The 22,111-nt window shown below is 60.7% G+C and carries 21 protein-coding genes, 2 tRNA genes and 2 riboswitches; of the genes, 5 read left to right on the top strand and 18 right to left on the bottom strand.

The window, feature by feature from the left end; all coding sequences use genetic code 11:
- Positions 1–4 precede the first annotated feature (4 nt).
- From galE to NQE15_RS12115, 3 genes are all read right to left on the bottom strand, one after another.
- The gene (gene galE, locus NQE15_RS12125) at positions 5–1,021 is read right to left on the bottom strand and encodes a UDP-glucose 4-epimerase GalE (RefSeq protein ID WP_265941652.1); all 1,017 of its coding nucleotides are present in this window, start codon (positions 1,019–1,021) and stop codon (positions 5–7) included.
- A 118-nt stretch (positions 1,022–1,139) separates the two neighbouring features.
- Positions 1,140–1,216: transfer RNA gene (locus NQE15_RS12120), tRNA-Arg, on the bottom strand.
- Between the two features lie 33 nt (positions 1,217–1,249).
- A tRNA-Pro gene (locus NQE15_RS12115) sits at positions 1,250–1,326 on the bottom strand.
- A 140-nt stretch (positions 1,327–1,466) separates the two neighbouring features.
- Here NQE15_RS12115 and dksA point away from each other — a divergent pair.
- Positions 1,467–1,892, top strand: a complete 426-nt coding sequence (gene dksA, locus NQE15_RS12110) for an RNA polymerase-binding protein DksA (protein WP_265941650.1) — start codon at positions 1,467–1,469, stop codon at positions 1,890–1,892.
- A 219-nt stretch (positions 1,893–2,111) separates the two neighbouring features.
- On the opposite strand, the gene pnp is transcribed toward dksA, so the two are convergent.
- The 15 genes from pnp to NQE15_RS12035 all read right to left on the bottom strand — a co-directional run bounded on the left by pnp (position 2,112) and on the right by NQE15_RS12035 (position 16,740).
- Positions 2,112–4,241, bottom strand: a complete 2,130-nt coding sequence (gene pnp / locus NQE15_RS12105) for a polyribonucleotide nucleotidyltransferase (RefSeq protein ID WP_265941648.1) — start codon at positions 4,239–4,241, stop codon at positions 2,112–2,114.
- A 114-nt stretch (positions 4,242–4,355) separates the two neighbouring features.
- Positions 4,356–4,625, bottom strand: a complete 270-nt coding sequence (gene rpsO / locus NQE15_RS12100; RefSeq protein ID WP_265941646.1) for a 30S ribosomal protein S15 — start codon at positions 4,623–4,625, stop codon at positions 4,356–4,358.
- 107 nt (positions 4,626–4,732) lie between these two features.
- Positions 4,733–5,632, bottom strand: coding sequence for a tRNA pseudouridine(55) synthase TruB (gene truB / locus NQE15_RS12095; RefSeq protein WP_265941644.1), 900 nt, complete (start codon positions 5,630–5,632; stop codon positions 4,733–4,735).
- Positions 5,633–5,638: 6 nt separating this feature from the next.
- Positions 5,639–6,010, bottom strand: coding sequence for a 30S ribosome-binding factor RbfA (gene rbfA, locus NQE15_RS12090; RefSeq protein WP_265941642.1), 372 nt, complete (start codon positions 6,008–6,010; stop codon positions 5,639–5,641).
- Complete coding sequence (gene infB, locus NQE15_RS12085) at positions 6,010–8,739, bottom strand: translation initiation factor IF-2 (RefSeq protein ID WP_265941640.1); 2,730 nt, start codon at positions 8,737–8,739, stop codon at positions 6,010–6,012. Before infB ends, rbfA begins: the two co-directional genes overlap by 1 nt.
- Before the next feature lie 16 nt (positions 8,740–8,755).
- On the bottom strand, positions 8,756–10,228 hold the full coding sequence (gene nusA, locus NQE15_RS12080) for a transcription termination factor NusA (RefSeq protein WP_265941638.1): 1,473 nt from the start codon (positions 10,226–10,228) through the stop codon (positions 8,756–8,758).
- Positions 10,229–10,249: 21 nt separating this feature from the next.
- Positions 10,250–10,690: a ribosome maturation factor RimP gene (rimP, locus tag NQE15_RS12075; protein WP_265950264.1), complete on the bottom strand. Its 441-nt coding sequence runs from the start codon at positions 10,688–10,690 to the stop codon at positions 10,250–10,252.
- A gap of 127 nt (positions 10,691–10,817) precedes the next feature.
- Positions 10,818–11,834, bottom strand: a complete 1,017-nt coding sequence (gene rluB / locus NQE15_RS12070; protein WP_265941636.1) for a 23S rRNA pseudouridine(2605) synthase RluB — start codon at positions 11,832–11,834, stop codon at positions 10,818–10,820.
- Positions 11,834–12,307: an SMC-Scp complex subunit ScpB gene (scpB, locus tag NQE15_RS12065; protein WP_265950263.1), complete on the bottom strand. Its 474-nt coding sequence runs from the start codon at positions 12,305–12,307 to the stop codon at positions 11,834–11,836. Before scpB ends, rluB begins: the two co-directional genes overlap by 1 nt.
- A gap of 28 nt (positions 12,308–12,335) precedes the next feature.
- Positions 12,336–13,175 carry a segregation and condensation protein A gene (locus tag NQE15_RS12060; RefSeq protein WP_265941634.1) on the bottom strand — a complete coding sequence of 280 codons (840 nt, stop codon included), beginning with the start codon at positions 13,173–13,175 and terminating at the stop codon, positions 12,336–12,338.
- A 2-nt stretch (positions 13,176–13,177) separates the two neighbouring features.
- A complete protein-coding gene (locus NQE15_RS12055) occupies positions 13,178–13,468 on the bottom strand; it encodes a lipid-A-disaccharide synthase N-terminal domain-containing protein (RefSeq protein WP_265941632.1) in 291 nt (96 codons plus the stop codon).
- A complete protein-coding gene (locus NQE15_RS12050) occupies positions 13,468–14,670 on the bottom strand; it encodes a tryptophan--tRNA ligase (protein WP_265941630.1) in 1,203 nt (400 codons plus the stop codon). Before NQE15_RS12050 ends, NQE15_RS12055 begins: the two co-directional genes overlap by 1 nt.
- 6 nt (positions 14,671–14,676) lie before the next feature.
- Complete coding sequence (locus NQE15_RS12045) at positions 14,677–15,327, bottom strand: site-2 protease family protein (protein ID WP_265950262.1); 651 nt, start codon at positions 15,325–15,327, stop codon at positions 14,677–14,679.
- 9 nt (positions 15,328–15,336) lie between these two features.
- Positions 15,337–15,963 carry an L-threonylcarbamoyladenylate synthase gene (locus NQE15_RS12040; RefSeq protein WP_265941628.1) on the bottom strand — a complete coding sequence of 209 codons (627 nt, stop codon included), beginning with the start codon at positions 15,961–15,963 and terminating at the stop codon, positions 15,337–15,339.
- Positions 15,964–15,966: 3 nt separating this feature from the next.
- Positions 15,967–16,740: a PHP domain-containing protein gene (locus NQE15_RS12035; protein ID WP_323054890.1), complete on the bottom strand. Its 774-nt coding sequence runs from the start codon at positions 16,738–16,740 to the stop codon at positions 15,967–15,969.
- A gap of 175 nt (positions 16,741–16,915) precedes the next feature.
- Positions 16,916–17,005, top strand: a riboswitch (glycine riboswitch).
- A gap of 7 nt (positions 17,006–17,012) precedes the next feature.
- Positions 17,013–17,092, top strand: a riboswitch (glycine riboswitch).
- Positions 17,093–17,168: 76 nt separating this feature from the next.
- Between NQE15_RS12035 and gcvT the strand changes: the two genes are divergently transcribed.
- From gcvT to NQE15_RS12015, 4 genes are read left to right on the top strand one after another with little or no spacing between them, the layout of a single operon-like run.
- Entirely contained in the window at positions 17,169–18,260 is a 1,092-nt protein-coding gene (gene gcvT / locus NQE15_RS12030) for a glycine cleavage system aminomethyltransferase GcvT (RefSeq protein WP_265941626.1), read from the top strand.
- Positions 18,261–18,284: 24 nt separating this feature from the next.
- The gene (gene gcvH, locus NQE15_RS12025; protein ID WP_265941624.1) at positions 18,285–18,671 is read left to right on the top strand and encodes a glycine cleavage system protein GcvH; all 387 of its coding nucleotides are present in this window, start codon (positions 18,285–18,287) and stop codon (positions 18,669–18,671) included.
- An 11-nt stretch (positions 18,672–18,682) separates the two neighbouring features.
- Positions 18,683–21,565: an aminomethyl-transferring glycine dehydrogenase gene (gcvP, locus tag NQE15_RS12020; protein ID WP_265941622.1), complete on the top strand. Its 2,883-nt coding sequence runs from the start codon at positions 18,683–18,685 to the stop codon at positions 21,563–21,565.
- The gene (locus tag NQE15_RS12015; RefSeq protein ID WP_265941620.1) at positions 21,565–22,107 is read left to right on the top strand and encodes a DUF2946 family protein; all 543 of its coding nucleotides are present in this window, start codon (positions 21,565–21,567) and stop codon (positions 22,105–22,107) included. The genes gcvP and NQE15_RS12015 overlap by 1 nt, the downstream gene beginning before the upstream one ends.
- The last annotated feature ends 4 nt before the right edge of the window (positions 22,108–22,111 follow it).

Genomic DNA, 22,111 nt, shown 5'->3' with positions numbered 1-22,111 from the left:
CGACTCAACCGTTGAACCCCAGAGGATTGGCCGACTGCCAACGCCAGGCATCGGCACACATGGCATTGATATCGCGCTCGGCCGACCAACCGAGCAACTCCTTGGCACGCCGGGGATCGGCATAGCAGGCAGCGATATCGCCAGGCCGGCGGTCGACAATCCGGCAAGGCACGGCTTGGCCGCTGGCCTTCTCAAACGCTTTGACGACCTCCAGCACGCTGTAGCCGCGCCCCGTACCCAGATTGACCGGAACGACCCCGCCCTGCCGCTCCAGCGCTGCCAGCGCCGCCAAATGGCCACGGGCGAGATCGACCACGTGAATATAGTCGCGCACCCCAGTGCCATCGACGGTTGGGTAGTCGCCGCCAAACACACTGAGCTCGGCCCGCCGGCCAACTGCTACCTGGGCGACAAACGGCATCAGGTTGTTGGGGATGCCTTGCGGATCTTCGCCGATCAAGCCGCTGGCGTGCGCGCCGACGGGATTGAAATAACGGAGCAGCACGACCCGCCATTGCGGATCGGCCCGGCCCATGTCGCGCAGCATATCCTCGATGATCAGTTTGCTGCGTCCATAGGGGTTGGTCGCCTGGAGCGGAAAGCTTTCGTCGATGGGAACCTTGTGCGGATCGCCATAGACCGTGGCAGAGGAACTGAATACCAGCCGGTAGACCCCCGCCCTGGCCATAGCTTCGAAGAGGCGCAGGGAGCCGACGACATTGTTGTCGTAATAGCGCATCGGTTGCTCGACCGATTCACCAACTGCCTTCAGGCCGGCGAAATGAATTACCGAAGTGACGGGATAGGTGGCGAACAGCTTATCCAACAAGGCGCCATCGCGGACATCCCCCTCTATGACGGATGGCCGCCGTCCGGAAATCTGCTCGATTCGCTCAAGCACCCGCGACGAACTATTGGAAAAATTGTCGAGAATCAGTAGTTCATGGCCTGCTGACAGCAATTCAACAACTGTGTGTGAGCCGATATAACCCGCGCCGCCGGTGACCAGAATCATTTTCACTCCCAAGATTGCCGCACAGACGCTTGCCGGCCAATTGTCTTCAGCCCTTTATTCTGCCTGATTAAGGAGGGGAAATGAAACCTTGGAAACCGGTCTGCCCATGTTGCCAGTGAAAGACTGGCGTGCCCGGAGGGACTCGAACCCCCGACCTGCTGCTTAGAAGGCAGCTGCTCTATCCAGTTGAGCTACGGGCACTTGAGGGTGATGCTGGAAAAACAGGGAAGAAATTGGTCGGGGCGGTGGGATTCGAACTCACGACCCTCTGCTCCCAAAGCAGATGCGCTACCAGGCTGCGCTACGCCCCGACACGAGGAAACGGATTTTAGCACCTCGCGGAAACCCGCACCAGATCAAGAGCCTATCTTCGGCAAATAAACTTTCCTTGCCTAGCTGGCGCCTTTCTGATATTTAATCGCCTTTTTCGCCACCAGGACGCACAAAGAAAATGGCAGAAGACCTGCTCCATAAACATTTCGCTCCGTACGAACCCAAAGTGGGTGAGGACTACATGAGCGCGAAACAACTCGGGCATTTCCGCAAGATTCTCGAAACGCTCAAGAAGGAGTTGAGCGAGGATATCGACCGCACTGTGCACACCATGCAGGACGAGGCCACGGTATTTGCCGACCCCAACGATCGCGCCAGCCAGGAGACCGACATCGCCATCGAGCTGCGTAATCGTGACCGCGAACGCAAGCTGATCAAGAAGATCGACGAGACACTCAGCAGCATCGAAAACGGCGACTATGGCTATTGCAACAAGTGCGGTGTCGAGATCGGCATCAAGCGCCTGGAAGCCCGCCCTACGGCCACGCTGTGCATCGACTGCAAGACGCTGGACGAGATGAAAGAGAAACAGATGGCGAAGTAAATCGCCAAGTCTTTTCCGGCCAGGACCGAACATCAATTTCGGTCAGCGCAAAAATGGCGAAGCTTGGCTTCGCCATTTTCGTTATGTCAATATTCACGATGCAAGACAGCCAAATAGCATACGTAATAAACCTTACGACATGAAAAAAGGGCACCCTGCGGCGCCCTTTTTATTGCCGAAGCGATGACTCACGCTGGCGCGCGAATCATCCGCAAACGATTACTGCTGTTGCTGCTCCTGCTGAACCGGTGCGACGCCACCTTCTTCTGCGGCGACCGCCTTCATGGACAGCTTGACGCGGCCGCGGTCGTCGGTCTCGAGAACCTTGACGCGAACGATCTGACCTTCCTTGACGTAGTCTTCGACCTTGTTGACTCGTTCCTGGGCGATCTGGGAGATGTGCAGCAGACCATCCTTGCCCGGCAGGACTGAAACGATTGCGCCGAAATCAAGAATCTTCAATACGGTACCTTCGTAGATCTTGCCGATCTCGACTTCCGCCGTGATCGCATCGATCTTCGAACGCGCCAGCGCAGCGGCTTCGCCGCTGGTGGCGGCGATGGTGATCGTGCCGTCATCCTGGATGTCGATCGTAGTGCCTGTTTCTTCAGTCAGGGCGCGGATAACAGCGCCGCCCTTGCCAATCACGTCACGGATTTTTTCCGGATTGATTTTGAAGGTGTACAGACGCGGTGCATAGGCCGACATTTCTTCACGCGGGCCAGCAGCCGATTCCTGCATCAGGCCGAGGATATGAATGCGGGCATCCTTCGCCTGAGCCAACGCAACCTGCATGATTTCCTTGGTGATGCCCTGGATCTTGATGTCCATCTGCAGCGCAGTAATACCTGCGGTCGAACCAGCCACCTTGAAGTCCATGTCGCCGAGGTGATCTTCGTCGCCGAGGATGTCGGTCAGCACGGCAAACCGGTTGCCATCCTTGATCAGGCCCATGGCGATGCCGGCGACGTGCGCCTTGAGCGGCACACCGGCGTCGAGCAGGGCGAGACAGCCGCCGCAAACGGAAGCCATTGAGGAGGAGCCGTTGGATTCGGTAATTTCCGACACCAGGCGCATCGAGTAGGAGAAATCTTCCGGCTTCGGCAGCACGGCGAGCAGTGCGCGCTTGGCCAGACGGCCATGACCGATTTCGCGACGCTTCGGCGTACCGACACGACCGCATTCGCCGGTGGCGTACGGGGGCATGTTGTAGTGCAGCATGAAGCGGTCGCGGTATTCACCGGCCAGGGCGTCGATGATCTGCTCGTCGCGGTTGGTGCCGAGGGTGGCAACAGCCAGGGCCTGGGTTTCGCCACGGGTGAACAGAGCCGAGCCATGGGTGCGCGGCAGGACGCCGGAACGCATGGTGATCGGACGCACGGTGCGGGTGTCGCGACCGTCGATCCGCGGCGCGCCGCTCAGGATGCGACCGCGAACGATGGAAGCTTCGATTTCGTGGAACAGGTTACCGACGGTATTCTCGTCCGGGGCACCTTCGCCCGTGCACAGCGCGGCGATGGCTTCGGCGCGGATGAGCTTGACGGCCTGGCTACGCGTTTGCTTGACGGTGATGTTGTAGGCTTCCTCGAGCTTGGCAGTAACCAACGCGGACAGGCTGGCGACCAGCGCTTCGTCCTTGGCCGGGGCTTGCCATTCCCATTCCGGTTTGCCGGCTTCTTCGACCAGTTCGTTGATTGCGTTGATCGCCTTCTGCATTTCGGTGTGGCCGAACACGACGGCACCGAGCATAACTTCCTCGGACAGCTGGTCGGCTTCGGACTCAACCATCAGCACGGCAGCTTCGGTACCGGCGACGACGAGATCGAGCTGGCTCGTCTTGAGTTGGCTCAGGGTCGGGCACAGCACGTAATGGCCGTCGATGTAGCCGACGCGGGCGGCGCCGATCGGGCCGTTGAACGGCACGCCGGAGATCGCCAGAGCGGCGGAGGCACCGAGCAGGGCCGGGATGTCGGAATCGACATCCGGGTTCAGTGAGACGACGGTCGCGATGACCTGGACTTCGTTATAGAAACCGTCCGGGAACAACGGGCGAATCGGACGATCGATCAGGCGGCAGGTCAGGGTTTCCTTTTCGGAAGGACGACCTTCGCGCTTGAAGAAGCCGCCGGGGATACGGCCGGCTGCGTACACTTTTTCCTGGTAATCGACGGTCAGCGGAAAGAAATCCTGACCTGGTTTGGCATTCTTGGCGGCAACGACAGTTACCAAAACAACGGTCTCTTCCATCGAAACCAATACGGCACCGCCAGCCTGGCGGGCAACTTCGCCGGTCTCCAGGGTGACCTGATGGTCCCCATAGGCGAACGTCTTTTTCACGACATTAAACATATTTTCCTTTCACTCTCATCACAATGAACTTCACACAACACAACAGACAACATCAAAAAACAAAAAAGCGGCCGGGAATCATCCGGGCCGCTCTCTCGGAGGCTTCAGTCTGGCTTACTTCCGCAGACCGAGGCGGGTAATCAGGGTACGGTAAGAATCGACGTTCTTGCCCTTCAGGTAGTCCAGCAGCTTGCGGCGCTGGCTAACCAGACGGAGCAGACCACGACGGGAGTGGTGGTCCTTCTTGTGCTCCTTGAAGTGCGGGGTCAGGTCGTTGATGCGGGCGGTCAACAGAGCGATCTGCACTTCCGGGGAACCGGTGTCGCCCTGAGCGCGCTGATATTCGGCAACGATGCCGGCCTTGATTTCGGTGGTGAATGCCATCTCAAAACCCTCTTTCATGGTTACGACGCTGCCCCGGTTTGATAGAGCGAGCGCCAAGTTGATTGAATTTTTCCCGTTGGCGACGGAAAGCGCGCGATTGTACCAGCTTACGCGGCCAATTGCACCAGTCGTTTCGGCCACAGGCGACCGTCAGGGCCCGGCTCGCCAACCCCGATCAAAAGACCATCGGCGTAGACCCTAATCTTCCCGGACAAGCCTTCCGGCAGATCGACCGGATTGCCATGACGGAAACGCTCGGCGGCCTCGCCTTCGACCGTCACGACCGGCAAGGTATGCAGCAACGCATCGACGGCTTGCAGATGCCCTGCCCGGCCGCTTTCGTCGAGCACCTCCAGTTCGGCCAGCGTCACTGCGTGCGCCAGATCAAGATCGCCGACCACGGTCCGCCGCAAGGCGGCCAGATGCGCGCCGCAACCCAGCGCCAAGCCGATGTCGGCAGCCAGAACGCGGATGTAGGTGCCCTTGCTGCATGCGACGCGCAAGGTAAGGCCGTCGCCGGAAAAAGCCAGCAGATCGATGGCGTAAATAGTCACTGCCCGTGCGGCACGCTCAACCTCAATGCCTTGGCGAGCCAGTTCGTACAAAGGCCGGCCGTTGCGCTTGAGGGCCGAATGCATCGGCGGAATTTGCTGGATATCGCCGGTGAATTGCGGCAGCACCCGAAGAACGTCACTTTCGGCGACATCTACGGCAGTTGTCGCAATGACCTGCCCCTCGGCATCGCCGGAGTCGGTTGTAATGCCGAGCTTGAGAACAGCCTCGTAGGTTTTGTCGGCATCGAGCAGGTCGGCCGAGAACTTGGTCGCTTCGCCGAAGCAGAGCGGCAGCAGACCGGTGGCCAGCGGATCGAGGGTGCCGGTATGGCCGCCCTTGGCGGCCGAGAACAAGCGCCGCGCCTTCTGCAACGCATCGTTTGAGGTCAGCCCAATCGGTTTGTCGAGCAATAGAACGCCGTCGACCCGTTGCCAGGTCTTCTTGACTTGCATGAAAACTCAGTCTTCCGGCGTCTGGTCGCTGATCGCCTTGGCCTGGTCGATCAGCAGCGACATGCTAGCGCCGCGCTCGATGGAGTTGTCGTAGACGAAATGCAACTCGGGCAAGGTATGGATATGGATTCGCCGTCCCAGTTCGCGACGGAGGAAGCCGGCCGCGCGCTTCAGGCCGCGCTCGATTTCCTCCAGATGCTCGTCATTGAGCGTCGCGAAGAAGACCTTGGCGTGGGCATAATCCGGCGTCAACTCGACGGCGGTCAGACTGATCATGCCAACCCGTGGATCCTTCAACTCGGTCCGGATAAGATCGGCCAGGTCGCGGCGCACTTGCTCCGCGACCCGATCGCTACGCTGAAAACCCTTTTTCTTCATTACAGCGAGCGCGCCACTTCCTGGATTTCATAGGCTTCGAGATGGTCGCCAACGAGAATGTCGTTGTTGTTCCTGAGCGATAGACCACATTCGAAGTTACTGCGAACTTCCTTGGCGTCATCCTTGAAGCGCTTCAGGGAGTCGAGTTCGCCATCCCACTGCACCACATTGTTGCGGATCAGACGGACACGGGAATTACGCTTGATGAAACCTTCCTGAACATAACAGCCGGCGATGGCGCCAACCTTGGAAACGTGGAAGACCTGACGAATTTCCACCATGCCGGTGATCTGCTCACGCTTTTCTGGCGACAGCATGCCGGAAAGTGCAGATTTGACTTCATCGACCGCATCGTAAATCACGTTGTAGTAACGGATATCGACGCCGAAAGTTTCGGCCAGCTTGCGGGCACCCGCATCGGCCCGGGTATTGAAGCCGATGATGACGGCACCGGAGGCTTGCGCCAGATTGACGTCGGATTCGCTGATCGCACCGACGGCACCGTGAATGACGTTGACCCGGACCTCTTCGTTGGCCAGCTTGGCCAGCGTCTGAACCAGAGCTTCCTGCGAACCTTGCACGTCGGCCTTGACGATAAGGGCCAGTGTCTTGATCTCGCCTTCTTCCATCTGCTGGAACATGTTTTCCAGCTTGGCCGCCTGCTGCTTGGCCAGCTTGACGTCGCGGAACTTGCCTTGACGGAACAGGGCGATTTCGCGGGCCTTCTTCTCGTCAGCCAGCACGATGGCTTCTTCGCCAGCCGCCGGAACATCGGACAGACCGAGGATTTCGACAGGAATGGACGGACCGGCCTCGTTGATCGGCTTGCCGTTTTCATCGAGCATGGCGCGAACCCGTCCGGAAACCTGACCGGCCAGGATGACGTCGCCGCGCTTCAGCGTACCGGACTGGACCAGCATGGTCGCCACGGCACCGCGCCCCTTGTCGAGACGGGCTTCGATGATCAGGCCCTTGGCCGGAGCATCCTTCTGCGCCTTCAGTTCGAGAACTTCGGCCTGCAGCAGAACCTGCTCGAGCAACTCGTCGATACCGGTACCCTTCTTGGCGGAAACCGCGACGAACGGCGAATCACCACCGTACTCTTCAGGAATGACGCCTTCGGTAACCAGTTCCTGCTTGACACGATCCGGATTGGCATCCGGCTTGTCCATCTTGTTGATCGCCACGACCAGCGGTACGCCGGCCGCCTTGGCGTGGTGGATCGCTTCCTTGGTCTGCGGCATCACGCCGTCGTCGGCCGCTACCACCAGAATGACGATGTCGGTCGCCTTGGCGCCGCGCGCTCGCATTGCGGTAAACGCTTCGTGACCCGGGGTATCGAGGAAGGTCAGCATGCCGCGTTCGGTTTCGACGTGGTAGGCGCCGATATGCTGGGTAATGCCACCGGCCTCGCCGGCTGCCACCTTGGCACGGCGGATATAGTCGAGCAGCGAAGTCTTGCCGTGGTCGACGTGACCCATGACGGTGACCACCGGCGCACGCGACTCGAGCGGCACATCCTTGTGCTCGGCAGAAATTTCGAGGAAGGCATCGGGATCGTCCAGTTTCGCAGCCAGCGCCTTGTGCCCCATTTCCTCGACCACGATCATGGCCGTTTCCTGATCCAGCACCTGGTTGATGGTGACCATCGAACCCATTTTCATCATGACCTTAATGACCTCGATCGCCTTGACGGCCATCTTGTGTGCTAGGTCGGAAACAGAAATGGTTTCGGGAACATGGATTTCACGAACGATGACTTCGGTCGGCGCCTGGAAGCTACCCTGACCATCATCGGCCGCATGACTGTGCTTCTTATGGCCACCGCGCCCGCTCTTCCATGAGCTGCCGGTATCGGCCGAACGCGTCTTGATGCCCGGCTTTTTCTTGCCGTCGTCAGCGCGACCGCCGCCCTTCTTGGCATCCTTGCCCGGTGCATCCGGCTTCTTGTGCAGCGTACCTTTTTCGGTGGAACCTTCTTGGGCCTTGGCCTGAGCGGCTGCCTGCTGTTTGGCCAGCTCGGCCTCCTTGGCGGCAACTGCAGCGGCCTCGGCCTGCTGGCGCATGCGGGCCAGCTCGACTTCGCGGGCCTGCTTTTGCTTCAGCTCGCGTTCCTGAATCTCGCGCAACTGATTGTGGCGACGAGCCTGCTCCTCCCGGGCGCGCAATTCGCTTTCGCCGATGATCTGAGCGCGCGTCGGCGCCGTCGGCTGAACGACGGGGGTCGGGGTCGACACCGGTTCCGGTTCCGGTTCCGGTTCCGGTTCCGGCTCGGGAAGGGTCACGACCTCCGGTTCGGGAACGGGTTCCGGAACAACCTCGACGACCGGTTCGGGAACAGGCTCGGGAATCGGTTCGGGAACGAATTCGACCACCGGCACTTCCAGCTGCTCATCTTCTTCCTTGAGCGCAGGGTCCGACAACTGATCGCCAAGCTCGCGCTTGACCAGCACACGCTTCTTGCGCACTTCGACCTGAACGGTGCGAGCGCGACCATGCGAATCGGTGGCCTTGATTTCGGACGTTTGCTTGCGGGTCAGGGTGATCTTGGTCTTCGACTCGTCACCGTGCGCGCGGCGCAGGTAATCAAGCAGTTTGGCCTTGTCCTGATCGTTCAGCATATCGTTGGAACCATCCTTGCCCACGCCGGCCTTGCCCAATTGCTCGAGCAGGGCCGCGACCGGCATTTTTAGTTCAACGGCAAATTGTGAGACTGTTGTTGCAGACATACTTGCTACCTCCCGCTCACTCGAACCAGTGAGCCCGTGCCTTCAGAATAAGTTCCTTGGCACGCTCTTCGTCGATGCCGGTCAATTCCGTGAGTTCATCCACCGCCAGTTCAGCGAGGTCATCGCGGGTCTTGACGCCATTTGCGGCCAGTTTTGCAGCCAGTTCCTTGCTCATACCTTCCAGATCGATCAGATCATCGGCCACATTCTCGAGCTGTTCCTCGGCGGCAATCGCCTCGGTCAGCAGGACATTGCGGGCGCGGGTACGCAGTTCATTGACGATATCCTCGTCCAGACCTTCGATTTCGAGCATTTCAGCCAGCGGCACATAGGCCACCTCTTCCAGCGTCGAGAAACCTTCCTCGATCAGCAGATCGGCCAGTTCCTCGTCGATATCGAGCTTTTCCATGAAGGTAACGCGGGTCACCGCATATTCGGCTTCCGAGCGCTTGGCCGACTCGTCCTGGGTCATCAGATTGATGGTCCAGCCAGTCAATTCGGAAGCGAGACGGACATTCTGTCCGCTACGCCCGATGGCAATCGCCAGGTTGTCTTCGTCGACAACGACGTCCATGACATGCTTCTCTTCATCGACAACGATGGAAGAGACCTCGGCCGGCGACAGCGCACCGATCACGAACTGGGCCGGATCTGCCGACCACAGCACGATATCGATGTTCTCGCCGCCGATTTCGTTACGCACGGCGGTGACGCGCGAACCGCGCAGACCGACGCAGGTACCGATCGGATCAACCCGTGGGTCGTTGGACTTGACGGCAATCTTAGCGCGCAGACCGGGGTCGCGGGCACAGGCTTTCAGTTCCATCAGGCCGTCGGCAATTTCCGGCACTTCCATGTCGAACAGCTTGATGACGAATTCCGGAGCCGTGCGCGACAGGATGATCTGCGGACCGCGGGCATTGCGGTCGATACGCAGCAGGTAGGCGCGGATGCGGTCGCCGACCCGCAGGTTTTCCTTGGGGATCATCTGGTCGCGGGGCAGCAGGGCTTCGATCTTGCCAGCCTCGACAATTGCGTTGCCACGTTCCATACGCTTGATGGTGCCGGAAACGACGTGCTCCTTGCGATCCAGGAAGTCAGCCAGAATCTGTTCGCGCTCGGCGTCGCGGATCTTCTGCAGGATGACCTGCTTGGCAGCCTGGGCACCGATCCGACCGAAGTCGATCGGCTCCAGCGGCTCTTCGAGGGAATCGCCGGGTTCGATTTCCGGATCGTCCTTCTGCGCTTCGGAAAGCGGCACCTCAAGGTATTCATTGACGTACTCATTGTCGGGCACGACCTGCCAGCGACGGAAGGACTCGAAGCTGCCGGTATTGCGATCGATTGCGATGCGAACATCGGCCTCATCATGAATGCGCTTCTTGGTCGCGGATGCGAGCGCCAGCTCAAGGGCACCGAAGACGATGTCCTTGCTGACGTTCTTTTCGCGGGCCAAGGCATCGACCAGCAACAAAATTTCACGGCTCATGGGCTAAAACCTCCTAGTCCTTCAGTCGAAACGAGGCACCAGACGTGCCTTCTCGATATTGGTGAATTCCAGTTCCACATCATCTTTTTCCAGGCGCAGGCCGACCTTGCCGTCCTTACAACCCAGCAACTCGCCCTGGAAATTGCGGCGACCGCCCTGTGGAATACGTATTTTTATTTGAATATCCTGGCCGGCGAAGCGCTCGAAGTCTTCCGCTTTCTTGACGACACGATCCAGGCCTGGCGAGGAAATCTCGAGACGATCGTAATCAATGTTTTCGACCTCGAAAACCCGGGACAGCTGATTCGAGACCTTGGCACAATCCTCGACATCGACCCCACTCGGCTTACCCGGCGTATCGATGAAAACGCGAATCGTGCGGCCGCGCGGCGACATCTCGACATCGACGAGTTCATAACCCAGACCGACCACAGTCGTTTCAAGCAGCGTGTTTAAATCCATAGCCACAAATAAAAAATGGGCGAAACGCCCACCTTACGAAAAAAGATGCCCCGCCAGAAATGACGGGAGGAACAAACCCGTGAATTATAACGAGTTTATTCCCTCCAGTAAATGAATCAGGCCGACTTTATGCACCTTCCGGGAGCATTGTTTCCGGTTTGAGCATTTTTTCGAGCTCGCGCACGAACGCCTTCACCTCCGGCTCGCTCAATTCGTGCACGCGGCCCCGTTTCAATTGCGGCGGCAGGTTGAACGGACCGTAACGAACGCGAATCAGGCGACTGACCGTACAGCCAACCGCTTCGAACATCCGGCGGACCTCGCGATTGCGGCCTTCATAGAGCGTCACGCGATACCAGTGATTCGCCCCCTCGCCGCCCGCATCTTCCAGGCTGGCGAAGCTAGCCGGACCATCTTCCAGCTCGATCCCTTCAAGCAGCTGCTTTTGCGCGTCGAGAGTCAGTTCGCCGAGCACACGGACGGCATAGTCGCGAACCAGTTCCGAACTCGGATGCGTAAGCTTGTTGGCCAACTCGCCCGAGGTGGTAAACAGCAACAGGCCCGAGGTATTGAAATCCAGGCGGCCGACCGCGATCCAGCGCCCACCGCGGATACGCGGCAAGGCATTGAACACCGAAGGACGCCCCTCCGGATCGTCACGCGAAACAATCTCGCCTTCCGGCTTGTGATACATGACGATGCGCGGCGTCTTGGTTGTCGTAAAGCGCAAATTGACCAGGCGACCACCGATCTTGACCTTGTCGGTCGGCACCACGCTCTGACCAAGCTGAGCGGTCACACCATTAACGCTGATCCGGCCGGCGGCAATCCATTCCTCCATTTCGCGGCGCGAACCAATGCCGGCCTGCGCCAGCACTTTCTGCAGGTGTTCCGGCTTGGATTCGAGTATCAGCTTGCCGTTGCGCCCCACCGTGCCGCGATTGGCCCTCCCCGACGCCGGCCCCATCCGCTGGCGCTTCGGCTTGGCCGGCGCTTCTACCGCCGGCGCAGCATCTGTATTGCGACGCCCACCCCGCTGGCGCGGCGCTTCATCTTGATCGACGGCAGCCACCACAACACGATTATCAAAGGCGCCATCGCTATTTTTCGGCGACTGGCGGAAGGGACTTCGTTTAGTTTTCATTAGTTCAGCTCCAGTGTCTGGCTGATTTGTTCAAGCGGCGGCAGTTCGCTGACAGCGCGCAAACCCAGATCATCGAGAAATTGTTTCGTCGTGGCAAACAGGGCCGGTCGGCCCGGCGTATCGCGATGGCCGACGACGTCGATCCAGCCTCGCTCTTCAAGCGTTTTAATCACATTGGCGTTGACCGCTACGCCGCGGATTTCTTCGATATCGCCGCGCGTCACCGGCTGGCGATAGGCGATGATGGCCAAGGTTTCCAGCATGGCCCGCGAGTAGCGGGGCGGCTTTTCCGGGTTCAATCGTTCGAGGTAAGGCAAAAACTCGGCCCGTGTCCTGAAGCGCCAGCCAGAGGCGAGCTGGATCAGTTCGACCGGCCGCTCGGCCCACTCTTCACGCAACTCGTCGAGTAGCTTGCGCACGATGTCGACCGACAGATCCTCATCGAACATCTTGCGCAGTTCGAGCGGCGTCATCGGCTCACGGGCAGCAAGCAGCGCCGCTTCAAGCACTCTCTTGACCAGGCTCGGTTCCACCTTGATGCACTCTCACGTAAATCGGCGCAAAGGCCTCGGTTTGGGTAAATTCGACCAGCTTCTCGCGGGCCAGCTCGAGCATGGCCAGGAAATGCACGACCAGGCCGGGCGCGCCCATCGCCGGGTCGAACATCGTTTCAAATTGCACGAAGCCGCCGCGCTCCTGCAACAGACGCAAAATGATGCCCATGTGCTCGCGCACCGACAACTCTTCGCGCCCGATCTTGTGGTGCTTGTTCAACCGGGCTTGGCGAACCACCGCCATCCAGGCCTCCTTGAGATCGTCGACCGAGACTTCTGGCAAGCGCACGTAGAGCGACTTCTCGACCAGCGTCTCGACCCAGAAAAACTCCCGCTCAGCCTGCGGCATTTCGTTGAGCTTCTGGCCGCCGATTTTCATCTGCTCGTATTCCATCAGCCGGCGCACCAGTTCAGCCCGCGGATCTTCTGCTTCGTCGCCCTCACCTACTTTGTGCCGCGGCAACAGCATGCGCGACTTGATCTCGATCAGCATCGCCGCCATCACCAGATAGTCGGCGGCCAGTTCGAGGTTGGTGGCCCGCATGCTCTCGATGTAATTGAGGTACTGCCGGGTCAGCGGCGCCATCGGGATATCGAGGATATCGACATTGGCCTTGCGGATCAGATAGAGCAACAGGTCGAGTGGCCCCTCGAAGGCATCGAGCATGATCGCCAGAGCATCGGGCGGGATATAGAGATCCTGCGGCAGATGCGCCAGCGGCTCGCCATAAATGCGGGCGACCGGCTCGAAAAGTACCGCCTGGGGCGCATCAACCGCTGTATTCATACTCAGGAAGCCGCGCCGCGGCCCTTACCCTTGTAGTGCAGATGCAAATTGCGGAAATAGATGATCAGCCCGAGCCCCTGGCCGAAGATGAACACCGGATCGTTACGATGAATGGCGTACACGGTCAGCACCACGCCACCGAGGATGCTGAAATACCAGAAAGCCACCGGTACGACGACGCGCTTTTCCTTTTCACTTGACCACCACTGGACAAGGAAACGCATCATGAACAGCCCCTGGCCGCCAAAACCGATAGCGATCCAGATCAAGGCCTCCCAGTCGTATCCGAACATCAATGGTATTCCAGCCCCATCGCCTCGCGCACGTCGCGCATGGTTTCGCGGGCTAGTTCGCGGGCCTTTTCGCAACCGTCGGCGATGATGTTCTTGACCAGCGTCGGATCGTCCAGATAAACCTGTGCCCGTTCGCGCATCGGCGCCTGCTCGCGCAGGATGCCGTCAATGACCGGCTGCTTGCATTCGATGCAGCCGATGCCGGCGGTACGACAACCCTGCTGCACCCATTCCTTGCAAGCGTCGTTGGAATAGACCTGATGCAGTTGCCAGACCGGGCACTTGGTCGGCTCACCCGGATCGTGGCGGCGGACGCGGGCCGGGTCGGTCGGCATGCTCTTGACCTTCTTGGCCACCGACTCCTCGGATTCGCGCAGGGTGATCGTGTTGTGATAGGACTTGGACATCTTCTGGCCGTCCAGTCCCGGCATCTTGGATTCCTCGGTCAACAGGTAGCCAGGCTCGACCAGGATCATCTTGCCGGTACCTTCGAGGTAACCGAACAGGCGCTCGCGATCGACGGCAGAAAGATGCTGGATTTCATTGAGAATGGCCTTGGCCTGCTCGACCGCCTCCTTGTCGCCATCCTGCTGGAAGCGAACGCGCAACTCTTCGTAGAGACGCGCCTTCTTGCTGCCCAGTTTCTTGACGGCTTCACGCGCCTTGTCCTCGAAACCCGGTTCGCGGCCGTACATGTGATTGAAGCGGCGAGCCAGTTCGCGGGTGAATTCGACGTGCGGAATCTGGTCTTCGCCGACCGGCACCTTGTCGGCACGGTAGATCAGGATGTCGGCGCTCATCAGCAGCGGGTAGCCAAGGAAGCCGTAGGTCGTCAGGTCCTTGCCGGCCAGCTTTTCCTGCTGGTCCTTGTAGGTCGGCACGCGCTCCAGCCATCCGAGCGGCGTCATCATTGACATCAGCAAATGCAGTTCGGCGTGCTCCGGCACCTTGGACTGGATGAACAGTGTCGCTTGGTTCGGATCGACGCCGGCCGCCAGCCAGTCGATGATCATGTCCCAGGTGGCTTGCTCGATACCCTGCGGATTGTCGTAGTGCGTCGTCAACGCATGCCAGTCGGCGACGAAGAACAGGCAGGGATATTCATGCTGGAGTCTGACCCAGTTCTTGAGAACCCCGTGGTAATGGCCGAGATGGAGGGCGCCCGTGGGGCGCATGCCGGAAAGAACACGTTCTGCGTACATAGTCGATCAATAAAGTCCAAAAATGGCTTCGATGGCCCGCGCCGAAAGAATGACCAGCGGGTTCATGATGGTGCTGAGAATACCGGTGAACAGCAGGAGCAACAAAATCGGAAAGCCCCACGGTTCGATTTTCGCGAACTTCCAGGCCAATCGATGCGGCAGAAGGCTGACCGCAATCCGGCCACCATCGAGCGGCGGCAGCGGCAACAGGTTGAGCACCATCAAGACGCAATTGACGACGATGCCGATCTTGCTCATCTCGGAAAGCGGGACGGTGAATATATTGGACGGCAACAGCCAGGCCAGCTTAAGCATGGCGGCCCAGCAGAAGGCCATGAACAGGTTGGCCCCTGGCCCCGCCAAAGCAACCCAGAACATGTCCTTCTTCGGATTGCGCAGGCGCGTGAAATCTACCGGCACCGGCTTGGCATAGCCGAACAGGAAGGTCCCGCCGGAGAAGAGCAGGATCGCCGCCGGAATGATGATGGTGCCGACCAGATCGATGTGGCGTACCGGATTGAGGCTGATGCGCCCCATTTGCCAGGCGGTCGGATCGCCAAAATAGCGGGCCGCATAACCATGCGCCGCTTCGTGCAGGGTGATCGCGAAAATCACTGGCAAGGCGGCAACGGCGATGGTCTGGATCAGGCTCTCAATCATCTCGGGTCAGTCCAGTCCGAAGGGTGCCAGCGAGCCGCGTCCAGCCCGGATCAATTCAGGCACCGAACCGGTCAGGTCGATGACTGTGGTCGGCTCGGTGCCGCATTGGCCGGCATCGAGGATCAGATCGAGCTGATCGTCCAGGCGGTCCTGAATTTCCCAGCCCTCGGTTAGCGGCAATTCGTCGCCCGGCAGTTGCAGCGTCGTGGTCAGCAGCGGCTCGTTCAATTCCTGAAGCAGCGCCAGCGCCACCGGGTGCGCCGGGACGCGCAGGCCGATGGTCTTGCGCTTGGGATGCAGCACCCGGCGCGGCAATTCCTTGGTGCCTTCGAGGATAAAGGTGTAGCTGCCCGGCGTCGTCGCCTTGAGCAGGCGGTACTGGGCATTGTCGACACGGGCAAAATGGGCGATTTCCGAGAGATCGCGAACCATCAGCGTCAGGTGATGGCGCTCATCCATCTGGCGGATCAGGCGAACACGATCAAGCGCGTCCTTGTCGCCGAGACGGCAACCCAGGGCGTAGCAGGAGTCGGTCGGCAAGGCGACCAGACCACCATCGCGGATGAACTCAGCCGCCTGAGCGAGCAGGCGTGGTTGGGGCGACTCGGGATGAATATTGACGACACGGGCCATAAATTAACGGATCAGACGCCAGACCGGTTTGAGGTCTTCCGGCAGTTGCGGCAACTTGCCGAGGTCGACGTAGCTTTCTTCCGGCCCGTGAAAATCCGAGCCGCGCGAGGCATGGAAGGCATAGTGCCTGGCCAGTCGGGCGAAATGCATCACGTGGTCGGGCGAATGGCTGCCGCAAGTAACCTCGATACCCTGCCCGCCCAGATCCTTGAAATCGTCGAGAAACTTGCGCATGTCGCCACCCGACATCTTGTATCGACCGGGATGGGCGACCACGGCAACACCGCCGGCTCCGGTAATCCAGCCAATCGCCTCGGCCAGCGTCGCCCAACGGTGATCGACATAACCCGGCTTGCCCGGGGTCAGGTAATGCTGAAACACGCCGGACACATCGCGGGCAATGCCGATCGACACCAGATAGCGGGCGAAATGGGCGCGGGAAATCAGGCTCGGGTTAGTGACGAAACACAGCGCCCCTTCATAAACCCCGGGAATGCCAATGGCGGCCAGCGCATCGCCCATGCGCTTGGCACGCTCGACACGGCCGATGCGGAGTTCATCGAGGCCGCCGGACAGGGCCGGGTCGGCCACATCGAAGCCGAGACCAACGATATGAATTGGCACGCCTTTCCATTCGATGGAAATCTCGACCCCATTGACGAAACCCATGCCGACCTCGTCGGCCGTGGCCCTGGCAATGGCCTGGCCGCCCAGATCGTCGTGGTCGGTCAGCGCCCAGAGGTCGACGCCATTGGCCGCCGCCCGGCGCGCCACCACTTCGGGGGAAGCAAGCCGTCGGAAACGATCGAATGACAGTGGAAATCGAAATTAGTAGGGGTCACAAATGGCAAATGCAAGGCAAATGGGGAGTTTATCACGAAGGCCGCCGCCGCCCGGGTTCCCTTGTGCAGTGCAGCAGGTTGCCAGCGAACTGGCATCCCGATATAGTGCCTCCCGTTCTGTGGGAGAGCGCAGATTAAGTCTGCCGCCGAAGGCGCAATTTCACCCGAAAACGCTCAGGTAAAAGGACCGCAGAACTGGAGCGCAAGTTCCAAAACTCTGGAGAGCGGCGTAGACAGCGTCCACCGATGGGGCAAATCTCTCAGGTATCGAGGACAGAGGGGTGAAACGCAAGATGCGATCTTACGTTTCACCCCTTTTTCGTTTCTAGAACTGGCGCAAACAAGCGCCTGCAAAGGACTGATATGCTGAAGAAAACGGTTTTGAATGCCGCCCACCGCGCACTGAGTGCCCGGATGGTCGATTTCGGCGGTTGGGACATGCCGGTCAATTACGGTTCGCAGATAGAGGAACACCATGCCGTGCGCAAGGACTGTGGCATGTTCGACGTCTCCCACATGTGCCCGGTTGACGTCATCGGCGCCGACTGCCGCCCCTTTCTGTCCCGCCTGGTCGCCAACGATGTCGCCAAGCTCAAGGTCTCCGGCAAGGCGCTGTACTCCGCCATGCTCAACGAGGCCGGCGGCGTCATCGACGACCTGATCATCTATTTCCTGACCGACACCCGTTTCCGCATCGTCATCAATGCCGGCACCGCCGACAAGGATTTGGCCTGGATGCAGGCCAAGGCCGCCGAGTGGAAGCTCGACGTCACCATCACCCAGCGCCGCAATGGCGACAACGCGCTTGGCATCATCGCCGTCCAGGGCCCGAATGCCCGCGCCAAGGTGTGGTCGGTGCTGCCCCAGGCCAAGGCGGCCATTGTTGACCTCAAGCCCTTCTTTGCCGCCGAAGTAGACCAGTACTTCATTGCCAGCACCGGCTACACCGGTGAGGACGGCTACGAAATCATGCTCCCGGCCGGCGAAGCCGAAGCTATGTGGAATACCCTGCACCAGTCCGGCGTCGCCCCCTGTGGCCTCGGCGCCCGCGACACGCTGCGCCTCGAAGCCGGCATGAATCTCTATGGCCAGGACATGGACGAAACGGTTTCCCCGCTCGACGCAGGGCTGGCGTGGACCGTGTCGCTGAATACCGAGCGCGACTTCGTCGGCAAGGCCGCCCTGGTCGCCAACGGCCAGCAGAAAGCTTTCCTCGGCCTGATCCTGCTCGACAAGGGCGTGCTGCGCGGCCACCAGAAGGTCGTCACCGCCAAGGGCGAAGGCGAAATCACCTCTGGCAGCTTTTCGCCGACCCTGCAGCAATCCATCGCCCTTGCCCGCCTGCCGCTCGGCGTGGCCATCGGCGACGAAGTCGAAGTCGATATCCGCGGCAAGCTGCTCAAGGCCAAGGTCACCAAACCCGTATTCGCCCGCAACGGCAAGGCAGTCATCTAATTCACCCCCATTCAGGAGAAAACCATGTCCAACGTTCCCGCCAACCTCAAGTACACCGCCTCCCACGAATGGATGCTGCTCAACGCTGACGGCACCGTCACCGTCGGCATCACCGACCACGCCCAGGAAGCCCTCGGCGACCTCGTTTTCGTCGAGCTGCCGGAAGTCGGCGCCCATTTCGATGCCGAGAAGGAAATCGCCGTCGTCGAATCGGTCAAGGCCGCCGCCGACGTCTACGCCCCGGTTTCGGGCACCGTCAGCGAAGTCAACCAGGCCGCCGCCGACGCGCCGGAATCGGTCAATCAGGATGCCTACGCCGCCTGGCTGTTCAAGATGACCCCGGACAACGTCGCCGACCTCGACAAGATGCTCGACGCCGCCGCCTACCAGGCCGCCGCCGACGAGCACTAAGAGGACTCTCCATGCCGCTCAATCAACCGCTCTCCGCCCTGGAGCAGCGTGACGAGTTCATCGCCCGTCACATAGGCCCCTGCCCGACCGAAATGGCCGCCATGCTGGCCGCCATCGGCGCCGACAGCCTGGAACAGCTGATCGACCAGACCGTTCCCGCCGCCATCCGCCTGCCCGCCGACCTGGCGCTGCCGGCCCCGCGCCGCGAACACGAAGCGCTGGCCGACCTCAAGGCCATCGCCAGCAAGAACGTGGTCAACAAGTCCTGCATCGGCATGGGCTATTACGACACGCTGACGCCCAAGGTCATCCTGCGCAATGTCATGGAAAACCCGGGCTGGTACACCGCCTACACGCCCTATCAGGCGGAAATCGCCCAGGGTCGCCTGGAAGCGCTGCTCAACTTCCAGCAAATGGTCACCGACCTGACCGGCCTCGAAATCGCCAACGCCTCGCTGCTCGATGAAGCCACCGCCGCTGCCGAAGCGATGACCATGGCGCGCCGTGTCTCGAAGTCCAAATCCAACCGTTTCCTGATCGATAGCGCCTGCTTCCCGCAGACCATCGACGTGGTCAAGACCCGCGCCGGCTACTTCGGCTTCGAAGTGGTCATCGCGCCGGCCGACAGCCTCAAGGACGACGAATTCTTCGGCGCCCTGCTCCAGTATCCGAACGACAACGGCGAAGTCCGCGACCTGACCGGGACCATCGCCAGTCTCAAGGCCCGCGGCGCCACGGTCGCCGTCGCCAGCGACCTGATGGCGCTGGTGCTCCTGAAATCGCCGGGCGCCATGGGCGCCGACATCGCCCTCGGTTCCAGCCAGCGCTTCGGCATTCCGATGGGCTTCGGCGGCCCGCACGCCGCCTTCTTCGCCACCCGCACCGCCCATGTCCGCTCGATGCCGGGCCGCATTATCGGCGTCTCGAAAGACGCCCGCGGCAACACCGCCTACCGCATGACGCTGCAGACGCGCGAACAGCACATCCGCCGCGAAAAAGCCAATTCCAACATCTGCACCTCGCAGGTGCTGTTGGCCAACATGGCCGGCATGTATGCCGTCTATCACGGCCCGCAGGGCCTGAAGACCATCGCCGGCCGCATTCACCGGCTGACCGCGATCCTCGCCGAAGGCCTGAAGCGGGCCGGCGTTACGGTGCTGACCAAGCAGTTCTTCGACACCGTGCATTTCGACCTCGGCGCCCGCGCCGAAGCGGTCTACAACGACGCGCTGGCCGCCGGCTACAACCTGCGTCGCGTTTCGGCCGGAGTACTCGGCGCCGCCTTCGACGAAACGACCAGCCGCAATGATGTGACCGTGCTGTTCAAGCTGATCGCCCAGGTCACGCTCGACATGGAGTCCATCGACGCCCAGGTCGCCGCCGCCGACCCGGCCCTGCCGGCCGCCCTGTTCCGCAGCGACGCCATCCTGCAGCACCCGGTATTCAACACGCACCACACCGAACACGAGATGCTGCGCTACCTGAAGTCGCTGCAGAACAAGGATCTGGCACTCGACCATTCGATGATTTCGCTCGGTTCCTGCACCATGAAGCTGAACGCGACCAGCGAGATGATCCCGGTCACCTGGCCGGAATTCGGCGGCCTGCATCCCTTCGCCCCGCGCGACCAGGCAGTTGGCTATCACGAGATGATCGCCGGCTTGACCGAGTGGCTGAAGACCGTCACCGGTTTCGACGCCATCTGCATGCAGCCGAACTCCGGCGCCCAGGGCGAGTACGCCGGCCTGGTGGCGATCGACCGCTACCATGCCAGCCGCGGCGAAGAACACCGCAATGTCTGCCTGATCCCGAAGTCGGCCCATGGCACCAACCCGGCCTCCGCCCAGATGGCCAACATGAAGGTCGTCGTCGTCGATTGCGATACCAGCGGCAACGTCGATGTCGCCGATCTGCGGGCCAAGGCCGAGGAACACGCCAACGACCTGTCCTGTCTGATGATCACCTACCCGTCCACGCATGGCGTGTTCGAGGAAGCGGTCAAGGACATCTGCGCCATCGTGCACCAATATGGCGGCCAGGTTTACATGGACGGCGCCAACCTCAATGCCCAGGTCGGCCTGACCTCGCCCGGCTTCATCGGCGCCGACGTCAGCCACATGAACCTGCACAAGACCTTCGCCATCCCGCATGGCGGCGGCGGACCGGGCATGGGCCCGATCGGTCTCAAGGCCCATCTCGCCCCCTTCATGTCCAACCATGTCGTGGCCCCGATCGACGGCCCGCATGGCGGCCAGGGTGCGGTTTCCGCCGCCCCCTTCGGCTCGGCTTCGATCCTGACCATTTCCTGGATGTACCTCGCCATGCTCGGCGGTGCCGGCGTCAAGAAGGCGACCCAGGTCGCCATCCTGAATGCCAACTACGTCGCCAGGAAGCTGAACGACCACTACCCAGTGCTCTATTTCGGCAAGAATGGCCGCGTCGCCCACGAGTGCATTCTCGACATCCGCCCGCTCAAGGCGGCGACCGGGATCAGCGAAACCGACATCGCCAAGCGCCTGATGGACTACGGTTTCCACGCGCCGACAGTGTCCTTCCCGGTGGCTGGCACGATCATGGTCGAGCCGACGGAATCTGAATCGAAGGCCGAGTTGGACCGCTTCATCGCCGCTCTGATCGCCATTCGTGAGGAAATCCGCCAGATCGAGAACGGCGTCTGGACTGCCGACAACAATCCGCTGAAGAATGCCCCGCATTCCCAAGCGGATGTCATCGACGGCGAGTGGAAGCATCCCTACAGCCGCCAGCAGGCGGTCTTCCCGCTGCCCTGGGTGGCGGCCAACAAGTTCTGGCCGAGCGTCAATCGCATCGACGATGTGTACGGCGACCGCAACCTGAACTGTGCCTGCCCGCCTATGGAAGCGTACGCCGACTGATGACCGTCGATCTCTCTGCCATCGCCAAGTGGCCCAACGTCCCCGCCTGTTACGACTGGTTGTTGCTCGATCGGCGGGGCGACTGGCGACTGCAGGGAGAGCGCGTCACGCACAGCGGCCTGATTGCCTTCATCAACCGGCAGTACGGGTGTGACGAATCAGGCTGCTGGTTTCTGCAAAACGGCCCGCAACGGGTTTTCGTCAGTCTCGCCTACACGCCCTGGGTCTTCCGGCGCGACGGCGAGCAATTCGTCAGTCATACCGGCCAGCCGGCGGGACAGCCGCAGGCCATCTTCCTCGATGATGAAGGCAGCATCCTGCTCGAAACCGGGCTCGGCATCGGCCTGCTCGACGACCGCGACCTCCCCGCCTTTCTCGGCGAATGCCTCGACGCGCGCCATCTGCCCGCCGACGAACAGGCCCTGCTCGACCTGATGCACGGTACGACCAGCGCCATTACCTGGCACGGCATCCCACTGCAGCCGATGGCGGCGGCCGACGTCGCCCGGCGCTACCGCTTCAACCCGCAGCCGAAGCCCTGAGCCG

This window comes from Dechloromonas sp. A34, from assembly GCF_026261605.1.
Lineage (GTDB): Bacteria > Pseudomonadota > Gammaproteobacteria > Burkholderiales > Rhodocyclaceae > Azonexus.
Note: the sequence above shows the minus strand (reverse complement) of the source record. Positions and strands in the feature narration are given on the sequence as shown.